General features: G+C 68.9%; 19 protein-coding genes and 3 pseudogenes. 10 read left to right on the top strand and 12 right to left on the bottom strand.

Annotated features, from left to right (window positions below; translation table 11 throughout):
• The first annotated feature begins 1 nt into the window (after position 1).
• Positions 2-199, top strand: coding sequence for a hypothetical protein (locus tag OG736_RS45870; protein WP_327188119.1), 198 nt, complete (start codon positions 2-4; stop codon positions 197-199).
• A gap of 355 nt (positions 200-554) precedes the next feature.
• Here OG736_RS45870 and OG736_RS45865 read toward each other — a convergent pair whose 3' ends face one another.
• A complete protein-coding gene (locus OG736_RS45865; protein ID WP_327188118.1) occupies positions 555-1,679 on the bottom strand; it encodes a PP2C family protein-serine/threonine phosphatase in 1,125 nt (374 codons plus the stop codon).
• 310 nt (positions 1,680-1,989) lie between these two features.
• Here OG736_RS45865 and OG736_RS45860 point away from each other — a divergent pair, with 310 nt between their 5' ends.
• Together OG736_RS45860 and OG736_RS45855 are read left to right on the top strand one after the other, a co-directional pair.
• Complete coding sequence (locus OG736_RS45860) at positions 1,990-2,385, top strand: luciferase domain-containing protein (protein ID WP_327188117.1); 396 nt, start codon at positions 1,990-1,992, stop codon at positions 2,383-2,385.
• Between the two features lie 27 nt (positions 2,386-2,412).
• The gene (locus OG736_RS45855) at positions 2,413-2,619 is read left to right on the top strand and encodes a three-helix bundle dimerization domain-containing protein (RefSeq protein WP_327188116.1); all 207 of its coding nucleotides are present in this window, start codon (positions 2,413-2,415) and stop codon (positions 2,617-2,619) included.
• Between the two features lie 84 nt (positions 2,620-2,703).
• On the opposite strand, the pseudogene OG736_RS45850 reads toward OG736_RS45855, so the two are convergent.
• The 4 genes and pseudogenes from OG736_RS45850 to OG736_RS45835 all read right to left on the bottom strand — a co-directional run.
• Positions 2,704-2,934 (bottom strand): annotated as a pseudogene (locus OG736_RS45850) (ATP-binding protein); the annotation flags it as partial.
• 223 nt (positions 2,935-3,157) lie between these two features.
• The gene (locus OG736_RS45845; protein ID WP_327188115.1) at positions 3,158-3,799 is read right to left on the bottom strand and encodes a DUF6461 domain-containing protein; all 642 of its coding nucleotides are present in this window, start codon (positions 3,797-3,799) and stop codon (positions 3,158-3,160) included.
• Between the two features lie 118 nt (positions 3,800-3,917).
• Positions 3,918-4,085 (bottom strand): annotated as a pseudogene (locus tag OG736_RS45840) (ISL3 family transposase); the annotation flags it as partial.
• 42 nt (positions 4,086-4,127) lie between these two features.
• Positions 4,128-4,694, bottom strand: a complete 567-nt coding sequence (locus OG736_RS45835; protein WP_327188114.1) for an SMI1/KNR4 family protein — start codon at positions 4,692-4,694, stop codon at positions 4,128-4,130.
• Between the two features lie 528 nt (positions 4,695-5,222).
• Between OG736_RS45835 and OG736_RS45830 the strand changes: the two genes are divergently transcribed.
• On the top strand, positions 5,223-6,128 hold the full coding sequence (locus tag OG736_RS45830; RefSeq protein WP_327188113.1) for an endonuclease/exonuclease/phosphatase family protein: 906 nt from the start codon (positions 5,223-5,225) through the stop codon (positions 6,126-6,128).
• A 92-nt stretch (positions 6,129-6,220) separates the two neighbouring features.
• On the opposite strand, the gene tpg is transcribed toward OG736_RS45830, so the two are convergent.
• Positions 6,221-6,826, bottom strand: coding sequence for a telomere-protecting terminal protein Tpg (gene tpg / locus OG736_RS45825; protein WP_327188112.1), 606 nt, complete (start codon positions 6,824-6,826; stop codon positions 6,221-6,223).
• Between the two features lie 83 nt (positions 6,827-6,909).
• Here tpg and OG736_RS45820 point away from each other — a divergent pair, with 83 nt between their 5' ends.
• The 3 genes from OG736_RS45820 to OG736_RS45810 all read left to right on the top strand — a co-directional run bounded on the left by OG736_RS45820 (position 6,910) and on the right by OG736_RS45810 (position 8,911).
• Complete coding sequence (locus OG736_RS45820; protein ID WP_327188111.1) at positions 6,910-7,746, top strand: alpha/beta fold hydrolase; 837 nt, start codon at positions 6,910-6,912, stop codon at positions 7,744-7,746.
• A complete protein-coding gene (locus OG736_RS45815; RefSeq protein WP_327188110.1) occupies positions 7,739-8,359 on the top strand; it encodes a TetR-like C-terminal domain-containing protein in 621 nt (206 codons plus the stop codon). The genes OG736_RS45820 and OG736_RS45815 overlap by 8 nt, the downstream gene beginning before the upstream one ends.
• 99 nt (positions 8,360-8,458) lie before the next feature.
• Positions 8,459-8,911 carry an SRPBCC family protein gene (locus tag OG736_RS45810; protein ID WP_327188109.1) on the top strand — a complete coding sequence of 151 codons (453 nt, stop codon included), beginning with the start codon at positions 8,459-8,461 and terminating at the stop codon, positions 8,909-8,911.
• A gap of 293 nt (positions 8,912-9,204) precedes the next feature.
• Here the strand turns inward: OG736_RS45810 and OG736_RS45805 are convergent, their stop codons facing one another.
• Both OG736_RS45805 and OG736_RS45800 read right to left on the bottom strand, forming a co-directional pair.
• Entirely contained in the window at positions 9,205-9,477 is a 273-nt protein-coding gene (locus OG736_RS45805) for a hypothetical protein (RefSeq protein ID WP_327188108.1), read from the bottom strand.
• Positions 9,477-9,764 (bottom strand): hypothetical protein, encoded by a 288-nt coding sequence (locus tag OG736_RS45800; protein WP_327188107.1) that lies wholly within the window; start codon positions 9,762-9,764, stop codon positions 9,477-9,479. The genes OG736_RS45805 and OG736_RS45800 overlap by 1 nt, the downstream gene beginning before the upstream one ends.
• 468 nt (positions 9,765-10,232) lie before the next feature.
• Between OG736_RS45800 and OG736_RS45795 the strand changes: the two genes are divergently transcribed.
• Positions 10,233-10,583 (top strand): STAS domain-containing protein, encoded by a 351-nt coding sequence (locus tag OG736_RS45795; RefSeq protein ID WP_327188106.1) that lies wholly within the window; start codon positions 10,233-10,235, stop codon positions 10,581-10,583.
• A gap of 206 nt (positions 10,584-10,789) precedes the next feature.
• On the opposite strand, the gene OG736_RS45790 is transcribed toward OG736_RS45795, so the two are convergent.
• From OG736_RS45790 to OG736_RS45780, 3 genes are all read right to left on the bottom strand, one after another.
• Positions 10,790-11,236, bottom strand: coding sequence for an ATP-binding protein (locus OG736_RS45790; RefSeq protein ID WP_327188105.1), 447 nt, complete (start codon positions 11,234-11,236; stop codon positions 10,790-10,792).
• A 334-nt stretch (positions 11,237-11,570) separates the two neighbouring features.
• A complete protein-coding gene (locus OG736_RS45785; protein WP_327188104.1) occupies positions 11,571-11,939 on the bottom strand; it encodes an STAS domain-containing protein in 369 nt (122 codons plus the stop codon).
• Positions 11,936-13,339 carry a PP2C family protein-serine/threonine phosphatase gene (locus tag OG736_RS45780; RefSeq protein ID WP_327188103.1) on the bottom strand — a complete coding sequence of 468 codons (1,404 nt, stop codon included), beginning with the start codon at positions 13,337-13,339 and terminating at the stop codon, positions 11,936-11,938. The genes OG736_RS45785 and OG736_RS45780 overlap by 4 nt, the downstream gene beginning before the upstream one ends.
• A 600-nt stretch (positions 13,340-13,939) precedes the next feature.
• Between OG736_RS45780 and OG736_RS45775 the strand changes: the two genes are divergently transcribed.
• Together OG736_RS45775 and OG736_RS45770 are read left to right on the top strand one after the other, a co-directional pair.
• On the top strand, positions 13,940-14,788 hold the full coding sequence (locus tag OG736_RS45775) for an RNA polymerase sigma factor SigF (RefSeq protein WP_327188102.1): 849 nt from the start codon (positions 13,940-13,942) through the stop codon (positions 14,786-14,788).
• 29 nt (positions 14,789-14,817) lie between these two features.
• On the top strand, positions 14,818-15,075 hold the full coding sequence (locus OG736_RS45770; RefSeq protein WP_327188333.1) for a hypothetical protein: 258 nt from the start codon (positions 14,818-14,820) through the stop codon (positions 15,073-15,075).
• Positions 15,076-15,102: 27 nt separating this feature from the next.
• Here OG736_RS45770 and OG736_RS45765 read toward each other — a convergent pair.
• A pseudogene (locus tag OG736_RS45765) lies at positions 15,103-15,351 on the bottom strand (relaxase domain-containing protein); the annotation flags it as partial.
• Positions 15,352-15,542 lie beyond the last annotated feature (191 nt).

The following is a 15,542-nucleotide window of genomic DNA, read 5'->3' as shown; positions in this document are numbered from 1 at the left end:
CGTGACCGTCGCCGTCGTCCTCCTCGCCACCGCACTCGTGATCGTCGTCGCGCTGCTGGCCGCCGCCAGCGCGGGCAAACTCGCCCGCATGGACGGCGCCACCTACCCCGCCGCCCTCACCCGCGCCGCCGTCACCTTCGCAGCGGTCATCACACTCGCCGCCACCGTAGCCAGCGTCTTCACCACCCTCCTGACCTGATGTACTGCGACGGCAGGCCACCTACCCGACCGCGCTCAACCACGTGCCAGACATGCCTGAACATCGCAGACCTGCGCTGACCTGCACTGGGAGCCCAAGAGCACCTGATACCTGCAGGCACACCGTCATCACACGTGGTGCTGTGCAAGCGGTCGGACGCCGGTGGCGGGCGACGTCCGACCGTCCGGCGGTCATCGCCGGATAACCGCGCTGCGTTCCTTCAGCAGGTCGGTCATTCAGCTGTACCTCCGACTCCTGGGCCTCGACCATGCCCTGCGCAAGCTTCTTCTCCGGCCCCACCTCGCACCTCTGGGCGCAGGCACGGCCCATGTCGATGCCGCCGTGTGGTTGTCGATCATGAGGTGGAGGTAGAGGATCTCCGCTGGCTTGCCTTTGAGCGTGCCGAGCCGGTCGAGCTCGGGGGTGTGTGCGGTACGGCGGGCGTGGGGCCTGCGCGTTCGATGGCGACGAGGGCTGCGTCGTCGCCGAGGTTTTGGCCCGCGTGGGCCAGCAGATCGCTGCACAGGTAGCGGAGAAGGTCATCCGGTCCCTGCCCTGACCATGCGGCAAGCCGTTCGGCCAGCGGATAGAAGTCGCCCTTGCCGTTGCGGGCTTCGATGACCCCGTCCGTGTAGAGCAGGATGATGTCTGCGTCGGCAACGGTGAAGTCCTGGACGGTGAAGGGGCTCTCCATGTGTCCGGTCAGCCCCAGTGGTGGGGCAGGCTGGCAAACTTGCATCTCGTGGACGTTGCCGCGGGTCCACAGCAGTGGCGGCGGGTGCCCGCAGTTGATCATGGAGACGGCTGTGGCGTGGTCGGGAATGTCCAGGACGGCCGCGGTGGTGAACGCCTCCAGCTCCTCCATACCGTCGGTCCAGTCACCCGGCGTGTCGAGGTCCGAGGAGACGGCGTCCTCGAGGAAGGCCATCAGAGCGGGCAGTTCGGGCTGCCGGTGCGCTGCGGCCCGGAAGGCACCCAGGAGCCGGGCGGCATCACCGATCGCCTCCAGCCCCTTGCCGCGTACGTCGCCGATGAGGACACGGGTGCCGTGCGCGGTGCGGGCCGTGGCATACAGGTCTCCGCCGATCTGCGCCTCGGCTTCCGCGGCCAAGTAGACGGAAGCCAGACGCAGAGGACCGATCCGGCGCGGAAGGGGCCGCAGCACGACCTCCTGCGCCGCCTGCGCCACCGAGCGAAGTTGGATCAGCTGTTTCACGTGGCGCTCGCGCCGGAAGGCGAAAAGAGTCGCCAGTACGGAGATCAAGGTCAGGGCGAGGATCTGGAGGGTGTGGTTGAGGTCCGTGAGGCTGGTGCGGGTGACAGCGACCGTGACCTGCGCGAGGACGGCGATCGCGCCGACCAGGGCCGTCACACGCGGGCCGGCGAACGACGCCGTGATCGCGGGCGCCGCCACCAGGAAGGGGCCGAGGTGGACCTCGGGAGGGGCAAGAATGTCCACAACGGTGACGACTGCGATCAAGGCAAGAGGCAGGACAAGCCGACGGCTCGACGCGGTCCACGACGGGATCACATGCCCCGATTGTCGGCTGGAGTCCACACCTCCTGCATACACCCCAGCACTCGCGTGGCCGCAGGACAGCCCCGTGTGCCACGCCGCCTTGACCCGCCCGGCGGGCGGGCGGCGCATTCCGCAGCACGGTGCATCCCGGTCGGCCGGCCCCATGCTCCGGGCAGGCACCGAGTCGATATCCGGACATTCGTGCGATGCGGCCCGGTTACGGATTCCTCATCTTCTGGTGAAGGCTCAGTGAGCTGGCCATGATGGATGCATGACGTTGGCTGCGCGCGCCCTCACGCAACTCTCTGCCTGGGACGACCTCACCGAGACCGAGCCAAGCTGCGGCACCGGCCGGGCACTGCGTTCACCCCAGGGCGAGATCGCTCATTTCCATTCCGGCAGCGACGTCGACCTGTACCTCACAGCCCGCTCTATACGGCGCTTCGAAGAACAGTTCACCCGGTCCGCCGCGATCCGGCTGGTGCCCGGCTCGCAATGGCTGACACTGCGCCTTGACGGCGAAGCGGACATGCACCTGCTCATGACCCTCGTCAGCCTCGCCCTCCAGGCCCACCAGGCATGGCCGGTTCCCGGCGACGCTCCGCGAACAGAATGCAATGATCACCAAAGCGCGGTGCGTATCCGCGAGAACCTCAGCGGGGGCTGAGGAGCACTCCTCCAGGCAGGTGGCACAGTGGCAGACAAAGCACGCGAGGACGACGCCATCTCCGCAGTGGTGGAGCGCCTGACCAACCTCTTCAGCGCGACACACAGCCAGGCCGAGGTCCAGGCTGCCGTAGCCAAGGCTCACGCGTCGTTCACCGGCCGGCGCGTACGCGACTTCGTCCCTGTACTCGTCGAGCGCAAGGCGCGGGCCCTGCTGAGCAAATCATCCGGCTGACGAAGTACGGCTGGGCGCTACTCGCCCTCCGGCTCAAAGGAGCTCGGCACCATCGCACAGCGCCTGCCGGGGGCCGGCCGCCCGTCAGGCTGAGGGCGGCGGGGTCGCTGCCGGGTTGTCGGGCAGGGGGATGCGGGCGGTAATGCGTTTGCCGACCGGCTGCTGTTCGACGACGAGGTCCTGGGCGACAGCTTTGACGATCTCCAGGCCGTGTTGGCCGATCCGGTCGGGGTCGGCGGCCCGGGCCGCGGGGACGGTGGGGTCGCTGTCCCACACGATCACGTCCACGGCACGGGTGCTGATGCGCAGTTCCACCGAGTGCGACTCCCGCCCGCGCCCGTGAGGGAGTCGCCTCCTCCTGGCCCCGCGCCCTGCGCAGCGCGACAAGGCCCGAGACGACCGCACCGATCCCCGCGGGCACGATGAAGTACACGGTGGCTTTGTTCACGAGTTTGGGGTTCTGGCACAGATCTTGGGGAGCGAACGCGGACGGTGACCACTGACGCTTGAGTTTCAAGACCATCGATGTTGTGGGGTCTTACAAGATCTCGACAGTCCCGGGTGGAACCGGTCCCTCGCCCGCGTAGGTGTCGCCCAGTGGCCCCGACGGCGCGTCGTCCTCGGTGAGCGTCAGGCTGGGCCAGGGTCCGGCGAGGGTGGCGTCGTCCAGGGTGATGCCGAGGTGGTCCAGCACGAGGGCCACCACAGGTGCCATCCCGGCATCCTTTCCTTCGTGCGCGGTGAGCGCTGCTTCCACCCGATCCCACCAGGGGCCGAACGGTTCGGACCGGGTGTGCTCCATGCCTGGCTCGAAGTACTCGACGCATTCGCCGTCACGCCAGTACTGGAAGACATCGATTCCGTCGGTCGTCGCCAGGCTGTATGTCTCAGTGCCGCGAGACAGCTCCGTGAGCGATTTTTCCCCGAAGCCGATGCCACCTTCCTCCTCGACGCAGAAGGCCCATTCATCGATCCTCCCGGACCGCAGCAGCGAGACCATTCCGTCACCGGAGTCGCCCGACACCAGGTCCGAGGCTGTGTCCCAGTCGAGCAGGCGGGCCTGGCCCGGGTCGGCCCCGTACCGGGTGAAGACCTCCTCGGGGCTCAGGCCGCGGGTAAAGGTGACGCACATCCAGGCCACCGCCCAGCGGAGCGAATCCATGTCCGCGTCTGTCTTCATGTTTTGCCTCCGTCGTTCACTTCGGTACCGCTCGCCGGCCCTTCCGGGCCGCCGTGTTCCCGGCCACGCATGTGGCGCGACGGGGAGCCAGGCTCATGCTGCCTGACGGCCTCGGAGGCTATTGCAGCAGGATCATCTTGCGGAGCAGTTCGAATCCGGCCCGTCCGTAGAGCTGCCTCTTGATCTTCTTGATGCGGTTTACGGCGCCTTCGGTGCCGCCGGAGCTCCAGTGCAGGGTGAGTCCGGCGGTCACGGCGTCGATATCCCGGTTCAAGTGGAGTGCGAAGTTGAGTGACCGGATGCTCGGCTCAGAGGGATGTGACACTGCTCAATCGGCTGTACCGAGGCGGGCCGCGAGGGCCTCCCACAAGATCGGGCCGGCGACGGTGCAGCTGGAGGGTGCACCGCTCCGCTGCCATGGTGTGCCGTCCATCCACGACTCCAGCCACTCGGCCAGACTCTCGGACTCCACCAGCCAGGTGTCATCCGCCCCGGCTGAGCCGGGGGAATAGTGCAAGACCAGGACCTGCGGGCTGGTGCAGTCCACAGCGGCGTACTGCCCGGATCCCCAGTGAAGAACCGGCAGCACGCCGCGCGGCCACCATGGCCGCCCACCAGACCGAGAGCTGATGCGTGCCGGATAGCCGTCGACGGCTCCGAACCCGACATTGAAGAGCGGCAGCAACCCGTGCCCCGGCCCGAATCCTCCGTCCGCGATCTCTCCGTACAGGCGGCGGAGCAGCGCAGGCAGAGGCAGCCCGAAAGTCTCGACGGCACGCTCCATCGCCCTGTCCGTGGCCGCCAGCGCAAGCCGACCATGCGCAGTGTGCTCCGCCCATGCGACAAGCCGCCGGAGCAGGTCGTCCTCATCAGCAGGTCGGGGTAGCTCAGGCATACGGAACATCAATTCCGGCCTCTCGGCCTCGGTCCAGGGAGCTTCCGCCTCACCGCTGTCATCGACAGGCAGCGCTCAGTCCGCCAGCCAACGATCCACTCGCCAACTGAAGCACTCAGTCACAGTGCGCCAAAGCACGCTGGTTGTCACCAACGAGCGCGGCTGACCTGGCGTGCTGCGGCGACGAGGCACAGTGGCTGTCACCGGATCAGCAGGCTGTTTGTCACCATCAGCGCAGGGAGCAGAGGCGTTGTCGCCGGCCGGGCGCCGTTCCGATCCGATTGGCTGCACAGTCGCATCGGCCGGCGCTCGCCGCCGCCCAAGCGGTGCCGGTGCGGCGGGAGCGGAACTGCCGGAACTGATTTACCTGGTGACCCGTCTTGGGCAGCAAGGTCAAGCAGACGGGAAGCCATGGTGGAGGGGAAGGCAGCAGTGGCCCGGTGGACACGGCGTCGATCTGGGCCGTGGGCTGCCGGCGGGAGCACGAAACGCGACCCACGGTGCCGGCCGGCCTGGCGAGAGGGGCGGGTGCCCGCCGTGCTCGCGGTGCTGACGGCCGGGCTTACGGCCTTCCACCGGGCGGTGCCCAACTGCGCCGGCCGCCTGGGCAGTCTGCTGGAATCGTTCCTTGCATGGCTCGGCCTGGCGGTCGCGGTGCTGCTCGTCCTGGCCTTGTTGCGCCGTTCAGCGACCGCGCTGATGGCGCTGTTGCTGCCGGTGGCGGCCTGGACGCACCTCTTCGGCGGGCTGCTCCTGCCCGGGGCGGAGCCTGGCCCGCACGACCTGGTCGTCGTGCAGCACAACGTCAGCGACGAGAACACCGACCCGGCGGGCACGGCCCGCGCCCTGGCTGACGCCGAGCCCGACCTCATCGCGTTGGAGGAACTGGTGCCCCCGGCGCTGGCGGTGTATGAGAAGACCTTCGCCCCGAACTACCCGTACCACGCCGTCCGGGGCACCGTCGGACTCTGGTCGAAGCACCCGCTGACCGGTGCCCGGGTGGTGGACATCAAACCGCAAGGAATCGCAGAGACCTGGAGTCGTGGGCTGCGGACTGTGGTCCACACGCCGCACGGCGATATCGCGGCGTTCGTCGCGCACCTGCCCTCGGTCCGCATCCGGGCGAGCGGCCTTGCCTCCTCCCGGCGCGACGAGAGCGCCGGCCTGCTGGGCAAGGCCATCGCCGCCGAGAAGCTGAAAACGGCCCTCCTGCTCGGCGATCTGAACGGCACCGTCGACGACCGTGGGTTGGCCCCCCTGACCTCACGGATGAACACAGCGGAGCAGGGCTTCGCGTTCAGCTTTCCCGCCGCCTTCCCCATGGCCCGCATCGACCAGGTCATGGCCCGCTCAGCGACCGTCGACCACATCCGCACCCTGCCCGCTACTCGTAGCGACCACCTGCCGGTCATGGCTCGGATCACCCTGGGCTGAACCAGTGATCGCGATGACAACAAGTCTGCCCATGTGACAACTGTCGCGCTTCGGCCCACACAGATGGGCAGATCACCTTCTGTCCGGCGTGATCAGTAGTCCAGGTCGAGGTAGTCGATGTCGTTGATCTCGACGTCGCTGAGACCCCGGGCACGCACCCCTCCGTCCTGGAAGTAGATGTCCTTGAAGCCTTCGGCGATGATCGCGCGCATCTCCTGATCGCCCGCGCCGGCGTCGCGGGCGTCGAAGAGGCGCTGTGCGTAGGCCGGGGGGAGGTGGACGGTGAGGCGGCGGAAGCGGCCGTCATCGGTCGTTCCGACGGGTGCGGTGTAGCCGAAGCGGGCCCTCGTCTCGACCGTGACGCCGGTGGCGGTGGCGGCCTGCCGGCGGCGGCGCTTGCGGACCCGGGGCTGCCAGCGCTGGCGCACCGCCTCGTCGACCTTCGCCGCGATCTCGGGTGGTGGGTGCTTGCGGGCGCCGCGCCGGTAGCGGTTGACGGAGTCGGCGGTGACACCGATCTCCGCCGCCACGGCCTTCGCACTGCCCAACTGGCGGATCAGGAAGCCGATCCGGCTCGCAGGGCCGCAGCCTGATGGCAGACCACCGACGACCAGAGCAACGGCTTCCTCGGCGGTGTCCGCCTCCCCGACGATCTGGGAACGGGACGGTCCAACGACGAGGTAACGCCCAGCCCCCATCGAGCGCGGCTGGGTGTGGTGTTGACCCTCGTAGCTAACGTGACTAGTCTATAGCTAATCACATTAGCCATTTGGAGGACGGCATGACCGAGCACATGAGAATCGGCAAGAACACCATCGCCTTCGACGTGACCGGGGAGGGTCCCCTGGTCGTGCTGGCGCACGGTATCGGCGACAGCCGGCACTCCTACCGCTTCCTCGTTCCCGGCCTGGTGGCCGCCGGTTACCGGGTCGCGAACGTCGACATCCGCGGGTGCGGTGAGTCCAGCCTCGGCTGGGACGGTTACAGCCGCACCGACATCGCCGGAGATCTGGTCGCCGTCGTGCGTCACCTCGGCGGCCCGGCCGTGATCATCGGGCAGTCGATCAGCGGCGGCGCCGCGACCATCGCGGCCGCCACTGCGCCCGACGTGATCAGCGGAGTGATCGAGCTGGCTCCGTTCACCCGTGCGCAGCCGGTCGACCTGGGCGGGCTGATCCGGGTCAAGCGCTTCCGGACCGGGTACACGCGGATGGCGCAGGTCATCGTCCGGGGACGCCTGGCGGACTGGAAGAAGTACCTCGACGTGGCCTACCCGGCCAAGCCCGCCGACTGGAACAGCGAACTGGCCCGCATTGAGACCACGCTGAGTGAGCCCGGCCGGATGAAGGCCCTGCAGGACATGTGCAAGTCCAAGCCCACCGACGCCGGCACCCAGCTCGCCCACGTCACCTGCCCGGTCCTGATCGTCGAAGGCAGCCTCGACCCCGACTGGGCCGACCCCCGCGCCGAAGGGGAGAAGATCATCGCCGACCTGCCCGCCGGCCTCGGCGAGCTGGCCGTAATCGACGGCGCCGGCCACTACCCGCACGCCCAGACCCCCGACCAGGTCCTCGCGCTGGCCCTGCCGTTCCTGACCAAGACGGCCTCCCGTGCCTAGGGCCGGACTCACCGCCGCGACGGTCACCGAAGCCGCCGCCGCCCTGGTCGACGAGGTCGGGTTCGACCAGCTCGGCATGGGCCTGGTCGCCGAACGGCTCGGGGTCAAGACCCCCTCGCTGTACAAGCACGTCACCGGCCAGACCGACCTCGCCCACCGGATCGCCATCCTGGCCATGAACCAGTGCGCCGACGCCATCCGCGACGCCATCCAGGGCCGGTCCGGAACCGAAGCCCTGGCCCGCGGCGCACAGGCGATGCGAACGTTCGTCAAGGACCACCACGGCCGATACGCCGCAGCCAACGCCGCCCGCCCGACCGGACCCGACGACCCCCTCATCGACGCCCTCAACCGGGTGGTCGACTCCTGGGCCGCCATGCTCCACGGCTACCGGATCGACCCCGACCAGCAGATCCACGCGCTGCGGATGCTGCGCACCGTCCTGCACGGATACGCATCCCTGGAAGCAGCCGGCGGGTTCCAGTTCGCCACCGACATCGACGACAGCTTCACCTGGATGATCGACTTCATCGACCACGGCCTGCAGGAGACCACGGCCACCAGCACCAACAGCGCCCCCTCCCGCAGGGCCGCGCCGGGCGTGACGCTCTGACCGACGTGGACTGCGCTCCACGCCAGTCCCCGGCCCCACCGAGCACCGGTGGACCACCCGCTCGCCGAACCCCGCCCCTCCCGCCCGCACCAGTCAGAAGTGGAAACCACCATGAAGCCGGTCCTCACCGCCGTTACTGACATCGACGCCACCCCGCAAGCGGTGTGGGACGTCCTCACCGACTTCGCCGCCTACGGCGAGTGGAGCACCTTCTCCGCAGCCGAGGGAACCGCTCAAGTGGGAAACCGGCTCACGATGCGCATGCCGGGCATGACCTTCAGGCCCACGGTCACCGTCGCGACGCCTGGCCAGGAACTGCGGTGGGTCGGCACGCTCGGCATCAAGCAGCTGTTCCACGGCCAGCACTCCTTCGTCCTTTCCCCCAACCACGACGGCACCACCCGCCTGACCAACCACGAGGAATTCTCCGGCGCCCTGGTCACCCTGATCCGACCCTTCCTCAGAACACCCAAAAGGGACGGGTACGCCGCGTTCAACACCGGCCTCAAGCAGCGGGTGGAAGAATGCACCGAGCTCGGGCCGGGTGCGTGAGGTGCCGGTGGCCGGGGTGATCGCGGGGATCGGGAAGGCCGCCGCGATTCCCTGCCCCAGCGCTCATCCTGCTGATCTCTGCGGTGAAACCGGCCCGCCACACCGCCCAGGCGGGTGACTCGCTCAAGGGCTCAACATGAACGTGGTCCCGGATTCGGTGACCGTGCTGGGTCGCAGCGGTCGCCAGCCCTCGATGAGCTTGGCGAGCTCGGGGCAGTCCAGCACCTGGCGGAGCCCGGTGAGCTGTCGGCCGACGGTGAGCTGGTTGATGTCGCCTTGGGCTCCTTCGGCGGCTAGACCTCGATGTACGCGACGACCACGACGGTGCGCAGCGCCGTGACGAAGTACAGAACCCGGACGGACTCGACTTCGTCGGCGTACTGGCGCAGCTGGGGGCCGGCGGTGTCGCCGGGGAGCGGCTCGCCGGCGTCCGGGTCGACGGAGATGACGACCAGGGCGCGGTCCAGGGCGTGGATCTCCGCCTCGCTGGTGATGTTCTCCAGCTGCTTCGCGGCGGAGTCGGAGAAGGCGATACGGGCGCGGCGGGGGCCGTGCTGCGGGGCCATCAGGCGACGGCAGGGCGCTGGGCAGCGAGCCGGGCGAGGTGGGCCTCGCGGAGCTCCTCCCACGGCGTGCAGTCCTCCACCGAGGGCAGCCCGTTGGCCGCGATGTCCTCGAGGACGGCGGCGAACTGGTCGGCGTTCTCACGGGTCCTGGCCGCGTACGCGCGGACCGCGTCGGCGGCCGCGGGCTCCAGCTGCTGCCGGGCGTGGTCGGCGGGGGCCGGCTTTCGCTCACCAGGGCCTCCACGGACGTGAAGGAACGTCTGGCACCACGGAGAAGGCCGAAGCACCCCCGCGTCGGCGGGGAGGACAAGCCGACGCCGACCCGCAGCCCTGCCGAAGCACCCCCGCGTCGGCGGCATAATCCCGCCTTGTAGTGATCTCCGGCAGGTGATGTTCGTGGGCCGATGACGGCGGGGCCGGACGCGTCGGGGGGACGCGGTCGACGGCCGCTTCGACCACCAGCCGGATTGCACGGGTGCTTTCGGCCGCGGGCGCTGTCGGCCACCGTGCTGCCCGCCCGGCCACCCAGCAGGTGCTGCACCGTCAGCTCTTACCGGCTTCTCATCCTTGATCAACGGGGAACGAGCCCCCGCACGGTGCGGGCCTCACTTCCCTCGTCACCGGCCCCGCGCCTTCATGGAGCGGCGCGGTATACGAACCCGGATTTTGTTGACGCTGCAACCGCTCATGCGGTTGCGTGGGGGAGGACACCGACTCCGTTGCATGGATCTGCGGAGGACGAACGAGGTGGTCCCATGGATGTATCCCCCCTGGCCGTCGCCCAGCACACCACTCCTGCCGGTGTGCACGTCCTGACGCTGAGCGGGGACATCGACTACAGCAGCGTGGCCTTCGTGGGCTGGGCGTTCGACAGCGGCGCAGGCGAGAAATGCGCACCCTGCACGGTCATCGACTTCGAACAGGTCACGTTCATGGACTGCAGCGGCATCTCTTTCCTCGTCTACGCCCACCGTGCCGCGCGGGACAGCGACGGCTGGCTCCGCCTGGCCAACGTTTCCGCGTCCGTGCAGCGGCTCCTGCACCTCGTCGGCCTGGACGACATCGTGCCGATGTATGCCACCCTCCAGGCCGCCCTCCCCTCCTGAGGCAACCGGGCGTCTAATAGCTACAGCACGCTGTATTGGCCTGGCCGACGACGCATGAGCAGCTGCTTCGGCCAGAGCTGTCGGGTCAGTGGCTGCAGCCACTGGATCGTGCTGCGAGACATCGACGACGTGGGCCACTCCGTGCAGATCCACGCCCGGCTGGATCCGCCGGGGGGACTGCTTATCAGCGGCGGGCGGTGCCTTTGCTAGGTGTCGGTCAGGGCGATGCGGGCCGTGATGCGTTTGCCGACCGGCTGCTGCTCGACGAAGAGGGCCTCGGTGACGGCCTTGACGATCTCCAGGCCGTGCTGGCCGATCCGGTCGGGATCGGCGGCCCGGGCTGCGGGCACGGCGGGATCGCTGTCCCACACGACGACGTCCACGGCGCGGGCGTTGATGCGCAGTTCCATCAGAACGGGGCCGGGAGCGTACTTGAGGGCGTTGGTGACCAGCTCGCTGACGACCAGCTGGGTGAGGTCCCTCGCGCGGGCGGGCACGGACAGGCGGTAGGCGATGTGGGCCTGGTCGAGGAAGGCGACGGCGTGGTGGCGGGCGTCGGCGATGCAGCCGTCTTCTCCGTCCAGGGCGTAGCCGGCCCGCAGCAGGTACTCCTCCGCGCCGGTACAGCCGTCGTTGTCGGCGTGGGATCGCAACTGGCCTCACTCTCATTCCCCGTTTCACGCGCGCACCTACCCCCGATCCCGGCATACATGGCAGAGGCATCTTGTTCGCACGCCTGCCCGAGAGTATGCGGCCGGGGCAGTGGGGGGAGAATCGTCCGTGCAAGATCGTCAACTGCTGCCCAAACCGCTGACCAAACGCTGCTACTTCACGTGAACGAAGCCACTCGCCATCGCCTACCAGGCCGCACTCCACCTCGCCGCCATTCTCATTTGGGCACGACGATGACCAAGGAGACAGAACCTAGCTGTAGGGCTGGGCTGTGCCAGGCAAGCCCGCTGATGCCACTCCTGCGAGCGAGGGTGTTCAGGCGGTGGTGCGATTGCCTTGGCGGGCGGCGAGCGCGGCGTCGGCGCTGGAGTAGGCGGGCAGGAAGGTGTCCATCCCGGTGACGCTGAGCAGGCGGCCCAGCCGGTCGGGGATGGCCGCCAGGGTCAGGGAGCCGTCGGCGTCCTTGGCGCAGCGCCAGATGCCGACGAGGGATCCCAGCCCTGAGGAGTCGCAGAACGTGACACCCGAGAGGTCGGCGACCAGGTCTGTGTGTCCGGTGGCGATGAGTTCCAGGGCGCGGGCCCGCACGGCGGGTGCGGCGGCGATGTCGAACTCGCCGGACAGGGCGATCACGGCCAGGGCACCGTCGGTGTGCGGGACGTCGATGTGGAATGCGTCGGTCATGGGCGTCGGATCTCCTGCCCGACGGAGGCGTCGGCGGGTGCGGTCGGGGCGGCGGCGCTGTGAGCGGTGGTGGTGATGCCGGCGGGAGCGGCGTCCGCGGTGGGGACGGACAGGGCCAGCAGCGCCACGTCGTCGCGTTCGGTGTCGGGGAGTGTGTCCAGCAGCGCGACGGTGTCGTCGATCAGGGCGCCGGCCCTGACCGGTGCCGATCGCTGGGCAAGGAAGTCGGTAAGGCCCGTGTCGGCGAGCATGTGGCCATCGGCGGTGCGGGCCTCGGTCAGCCCGTCGGTGTACAGCAGCAGTCCCTCGCCGGGTGCCAGGTGCAGGGTGCGTGAGGCGAAGGCGGCTTCGGCGAACGCGCCGACCAGCATGCCGCCCTTGGCGCGGGCCGCCTCGACCCGTACACCGCCGCCCTCGTCGGGGCTGAGGTGGTAGGCGGGTGGGTGACCGCCGGTGGCCAGCGTGACCGTGAAACCGCCGTCCCGGGCCGGATCGAGCAGGCCGAAGACGGCGGTGCAGAAGCGGGTGCCGACCGCCGCGTCGAGCAGCAGCGCGGTGTTCAGGGCTTTGAGCGCGGCCGTGGGGTCCGCGTCGACGAGGGCTGCGGCCCGTAGCGTGTAGCGGGTCAGTGAGGTGACCGAGGCGGCTTCGGCGCCCTTGCCGCACACATCGCCCAGGAAGAACGCCCACCGGCCTCCGGCGATGGGGAAGACGTCGTAGAAGTCGCCGCCCACTTCCTGCGGGGAGGCGGTTTTGTAGTGGCAGGCCAGTTCAAGCCCGGGTACCGCGGGCAGCGCGGGAGGGACCAGGGTGCGCTGCAGGGTGGAGGCAAACGCGGCGATGGCCGCCTTGTCCCGCTCCGCACGCTGCCGGGCCTCTTCCTCGGCCTGACGCTTCTCCTGCTCGGCGCGTATCACGTGCAACGCCGATAGTCGCAGTTCCAGCTGGTCACGCACCACTGCGGCCAGGTCCCCGAGGGTGGAGGCATCGGCCTCGCTGATCTCGCGAGGACGGGTGTCAAGGACGTTGACCGTGCCCAGCCGGTACCCGTCGGCGGTGATGATCGGAGCGGCGGCGTAGAACCGCACGCCCATCGGGCCGGCGACCAGCGGGTTGGAGCAGGCGACCGGGTCCAGCAGAGTGTCGGGGATGACGGTGGTGTCATCGGTGAGCACCGCGGAGGCGCACAGGCCCGGATCGCGGCCGATCTCGCTGACGCCTTCCAGGCCGTGCGCGGCCTTGAACCAGATCCGGTCCTCGTCCACGATCGTCACCGTCGCCACCGGCACCTCGAACAACCGTGCCGCCAGCGCCGCGACTCTGTCGTAGGCGCCGTCCGGCGGAGTGTCGAGAATGTCGTAACGGCGCACCGCCGCCATCCGCGCCGCCTCGACCGACACGGCCAAAGGCCCGCTGGGTGCTATCACAGGCAGGATCGCTTGTTCCGGCATGTCCCTCGTCTCGCTCATCCCCCCAGGAAGGCACCGACCAGACAGCCAGCACGCCGGAACCCTACCGAACGCGCCGGGGCACCCGATCCGACAGCGAGCTTCGTAGTGCGCACCGGCATCGTGGAACGCCCGCCAAACCACCGACCGCAACCGGACGCAGTGATCGGCGAAAAAGGCGAACGTGACGGCCTTCGTGGTCCGGACCACAAGCTGCTCACGGCCTGAGCACGAACTCCGACGGGACGTTGCCCCTGGCCAGGTCAACCAGGTCTGCCGCCGCGAGGACCTGCGGACCTGGTCGCGCGGCGCCCCGCTCGGTCCGGGGCAGGACGCCGCGCGACTCGATGTGCGCAGAGTTGAGTTCGATTGGATAACGCGGCTCGGCTGGATCCGCTCGCCGCAGTCGATCGAGTCCCGCTTCGGCACCTCGCGGGCCCGGGGCCGTCGGTATCACGGAAGGAGTAGGCATGAAGATGGGGGGACGGGGTAGGCGCGGCAATGGCGAGTCGAGGTGGGCCGGTGTCGGCAGGGCCGGCAGGGGAGGGACGCATGGTTACGGATACGGCAGTGGCGACGGCGGATGTGAAGTGCGCTGAACTGCCGGAGGTGGCCGACCCGTCGAAGGTCGCTCCGAAGGACGCGCGTGAGCTCACCCGCCTGTTCTTCCAGCAGCTGGACCGGCTGGAGGAGGGCACGCCGGAGTACCAGTACGCGCGCAACACGTTGATCGAGATGAACATCTCCCTGGTCCGCTACGCGGCCTCCCGTTTCCGCAGCCGGAACCCGGAGGAGATGGAGGACATCGTCCAGGTCGGCGTGATCGGTCTGATCAAGGCCATCGACCGTTTCGAGCTGTCCCGCGAGGTGGAGTTCACCTCCTTCTCGATCCCCTACATCGTGGGAGAGATCAAGCGGTTCTTCCGTGACACCACCTGGGCCGTGCACGTTCCGCGCCGCCTGCAGGAGGCCCGCGTCCAACTGGCGCGCGCCACCGAGGAACTCAGCAGCCGCCTGGGCCGCACACCGACCGTGGCAGAGCTGGCCCAGCTGATGAACCTCGAGGAAAAGGAAGTCATCGAGGCGCGTCTGGCCTCCAACGGCTACCGCTCCTCCTCCCTGGACGCCGCCATCGGCAACGGCGAGGACGGCGAGACGGCCCTGGCCGACTTCATCGGCAACGACGACGGCGCGCTGGAACTGGTCGAGGACTTCCACGCACTCGCCCCGATGATCGCCGACCTCGACGAGCGCGCGCGCATGATCCTGCACTGGCGGTTCGTGGAGGAACTCACCCAGGCGCAGATCGGCGAACGGCTCGGCGTCTCCCAGATGCACGTCTCCCGGCTGCTGTCACGCACCCTCGCCCAGCTCCGAAAGGGCATGCTCACCACCCACTGACACCGCCACCTCGCGGCCGCGGTGAACCCGTGCACGTAGGCACGGCCGCGCAGGGTCTCCAACAGATGCCGTCGCGCTTCGGCCAGGACGTGGCGGCGGGAGAAGACCCCGCGCACGGTGAAGACGACCGCGGCGACGTCGGTGGCGAGCGCGGTGTCCACCAATGGCCCCACCCGGGCCCGGATCGCCGCACCGGCCGCCTGGCACCGCTGAAGCAGCCCGTCGACCATCCGCTGCCCGAACTGCAGGAGCGCGGAGACACGCCACCACGCGAGCAGCTGGTTTAGCGGGCGCGGGGTCTTCTTCTCCGGGCGGGTCTCCTGCGCCGCCCACCACGTCATACCGTGGCGGGCTCGCACGCCGGGCAGATGACCGGTGATGCCCTCGAGGACGTCCTCGATCCGCCGGCGGCGGGTGGAGGACCAGTCGATGAGTTCCTGGTCGACCCCGGCTATCTCCATCACCGGGCGCAGGCCCGGCGTCACCTCCCGGGGCACGGTCGCCAGCCCGAGCTTCTCGCACACCTCGGTGGTCATCTCCAAGGTGTACAGCGCGTCGGCCACCACGATGTGCTTGTAGAGCTGGACCGTGTCCAGCGCGTTGTAGGCCCGCAATCGGGATGTCCCGTTCCGCTGTAGTGGTCTGCAGGTTTTCTGTATGTCTCATTCAGGGGACACTTCTCGCTGTCTCACGATCTTGTCCCTTTGAGGCTGCAGGTCAGCGTCGGCCGATTCGATCCCCGCCAGATACGACT

Source organism: Streptomyces sp. NBC_01334 (assembly GCF_035983595.1).
GTDB classification, from domain to species: Bacteria; Actinomycetota; Actinomycetes; order Streptomycetales; family Streptomycetaceae; genus Streptomyces; species Streptomyces coriariae.
This window is presented reverse-complemented; position numbering and strand designations above follow the sequence as displayed.

Excerpts from the sequence above, each read along its gene's own strand:
- OG736_RS45795 (WP_327188106.1), top strand. The coding sequence starts at position 10,233 with ATGGATGTATCCCCCCTGGCCGTCGCCCAGCACACCACTCCTGCCGGT.
- OG736_RS45860 (WP_327188117.1), top strand. The coding sequence starts at position 1,990 with ATGACGTTGGCTGCGCGCGCCCTCACGCAACTCTCTGCCTGGGACGAC.
- OG736_RS45835 (WP_327188114.1), bottom strand. The coding sequence starts at position 4,694 with ATGCCTGAGCTACCCCGACCTGCTGATGAGGACGACCTGCTCCGGCGG.
- OG736_RS45805 (WP_327188108.1), bottom strand. The coding sequence starts at position 9,477 with ATGGCCCCGCAGCACGGCCCCCGCCGCGCCCGTATCGCCTTCTCCGAC.
- OG736_RS45845 (WP_327188115.1), bottom strand. The coding sequence starts at position 3,799 with ATGAAGACAGACGCGGACATGGATTCGCTCCGCTGGGCGGTGGCCTGG.
- OG736_RS45820 (WP_327188111.1), top strand. The coding sequence starts at position 6,910 with ATGACCGAGCACATGAGAATCGGCAAGAACACCATCGCCTTCGACGTG.
- tpg (WP_327188112.1), bottom strand. The coding sequence starts at position 6,826 with ATGGGGGCTGGGCGTTACCTCGTCGTTGGACCGTCCCGTTCCCAGATC.
- OG736_RS45785 (WP_327188104.1), bottom strand. The coding sequence starts at position 11,939 with ATGACCGACGCATTCCACATCGACGTCCCGCACACCGACGGTGCCCTG.
- OG736_RS45775 (WP_327188102.1), top strand. The coding sequence starts at position 13,940 with ATGGTTACGGATACGGCAGTGGCGACGGCGGATGTGAAGTGCGCTGAA.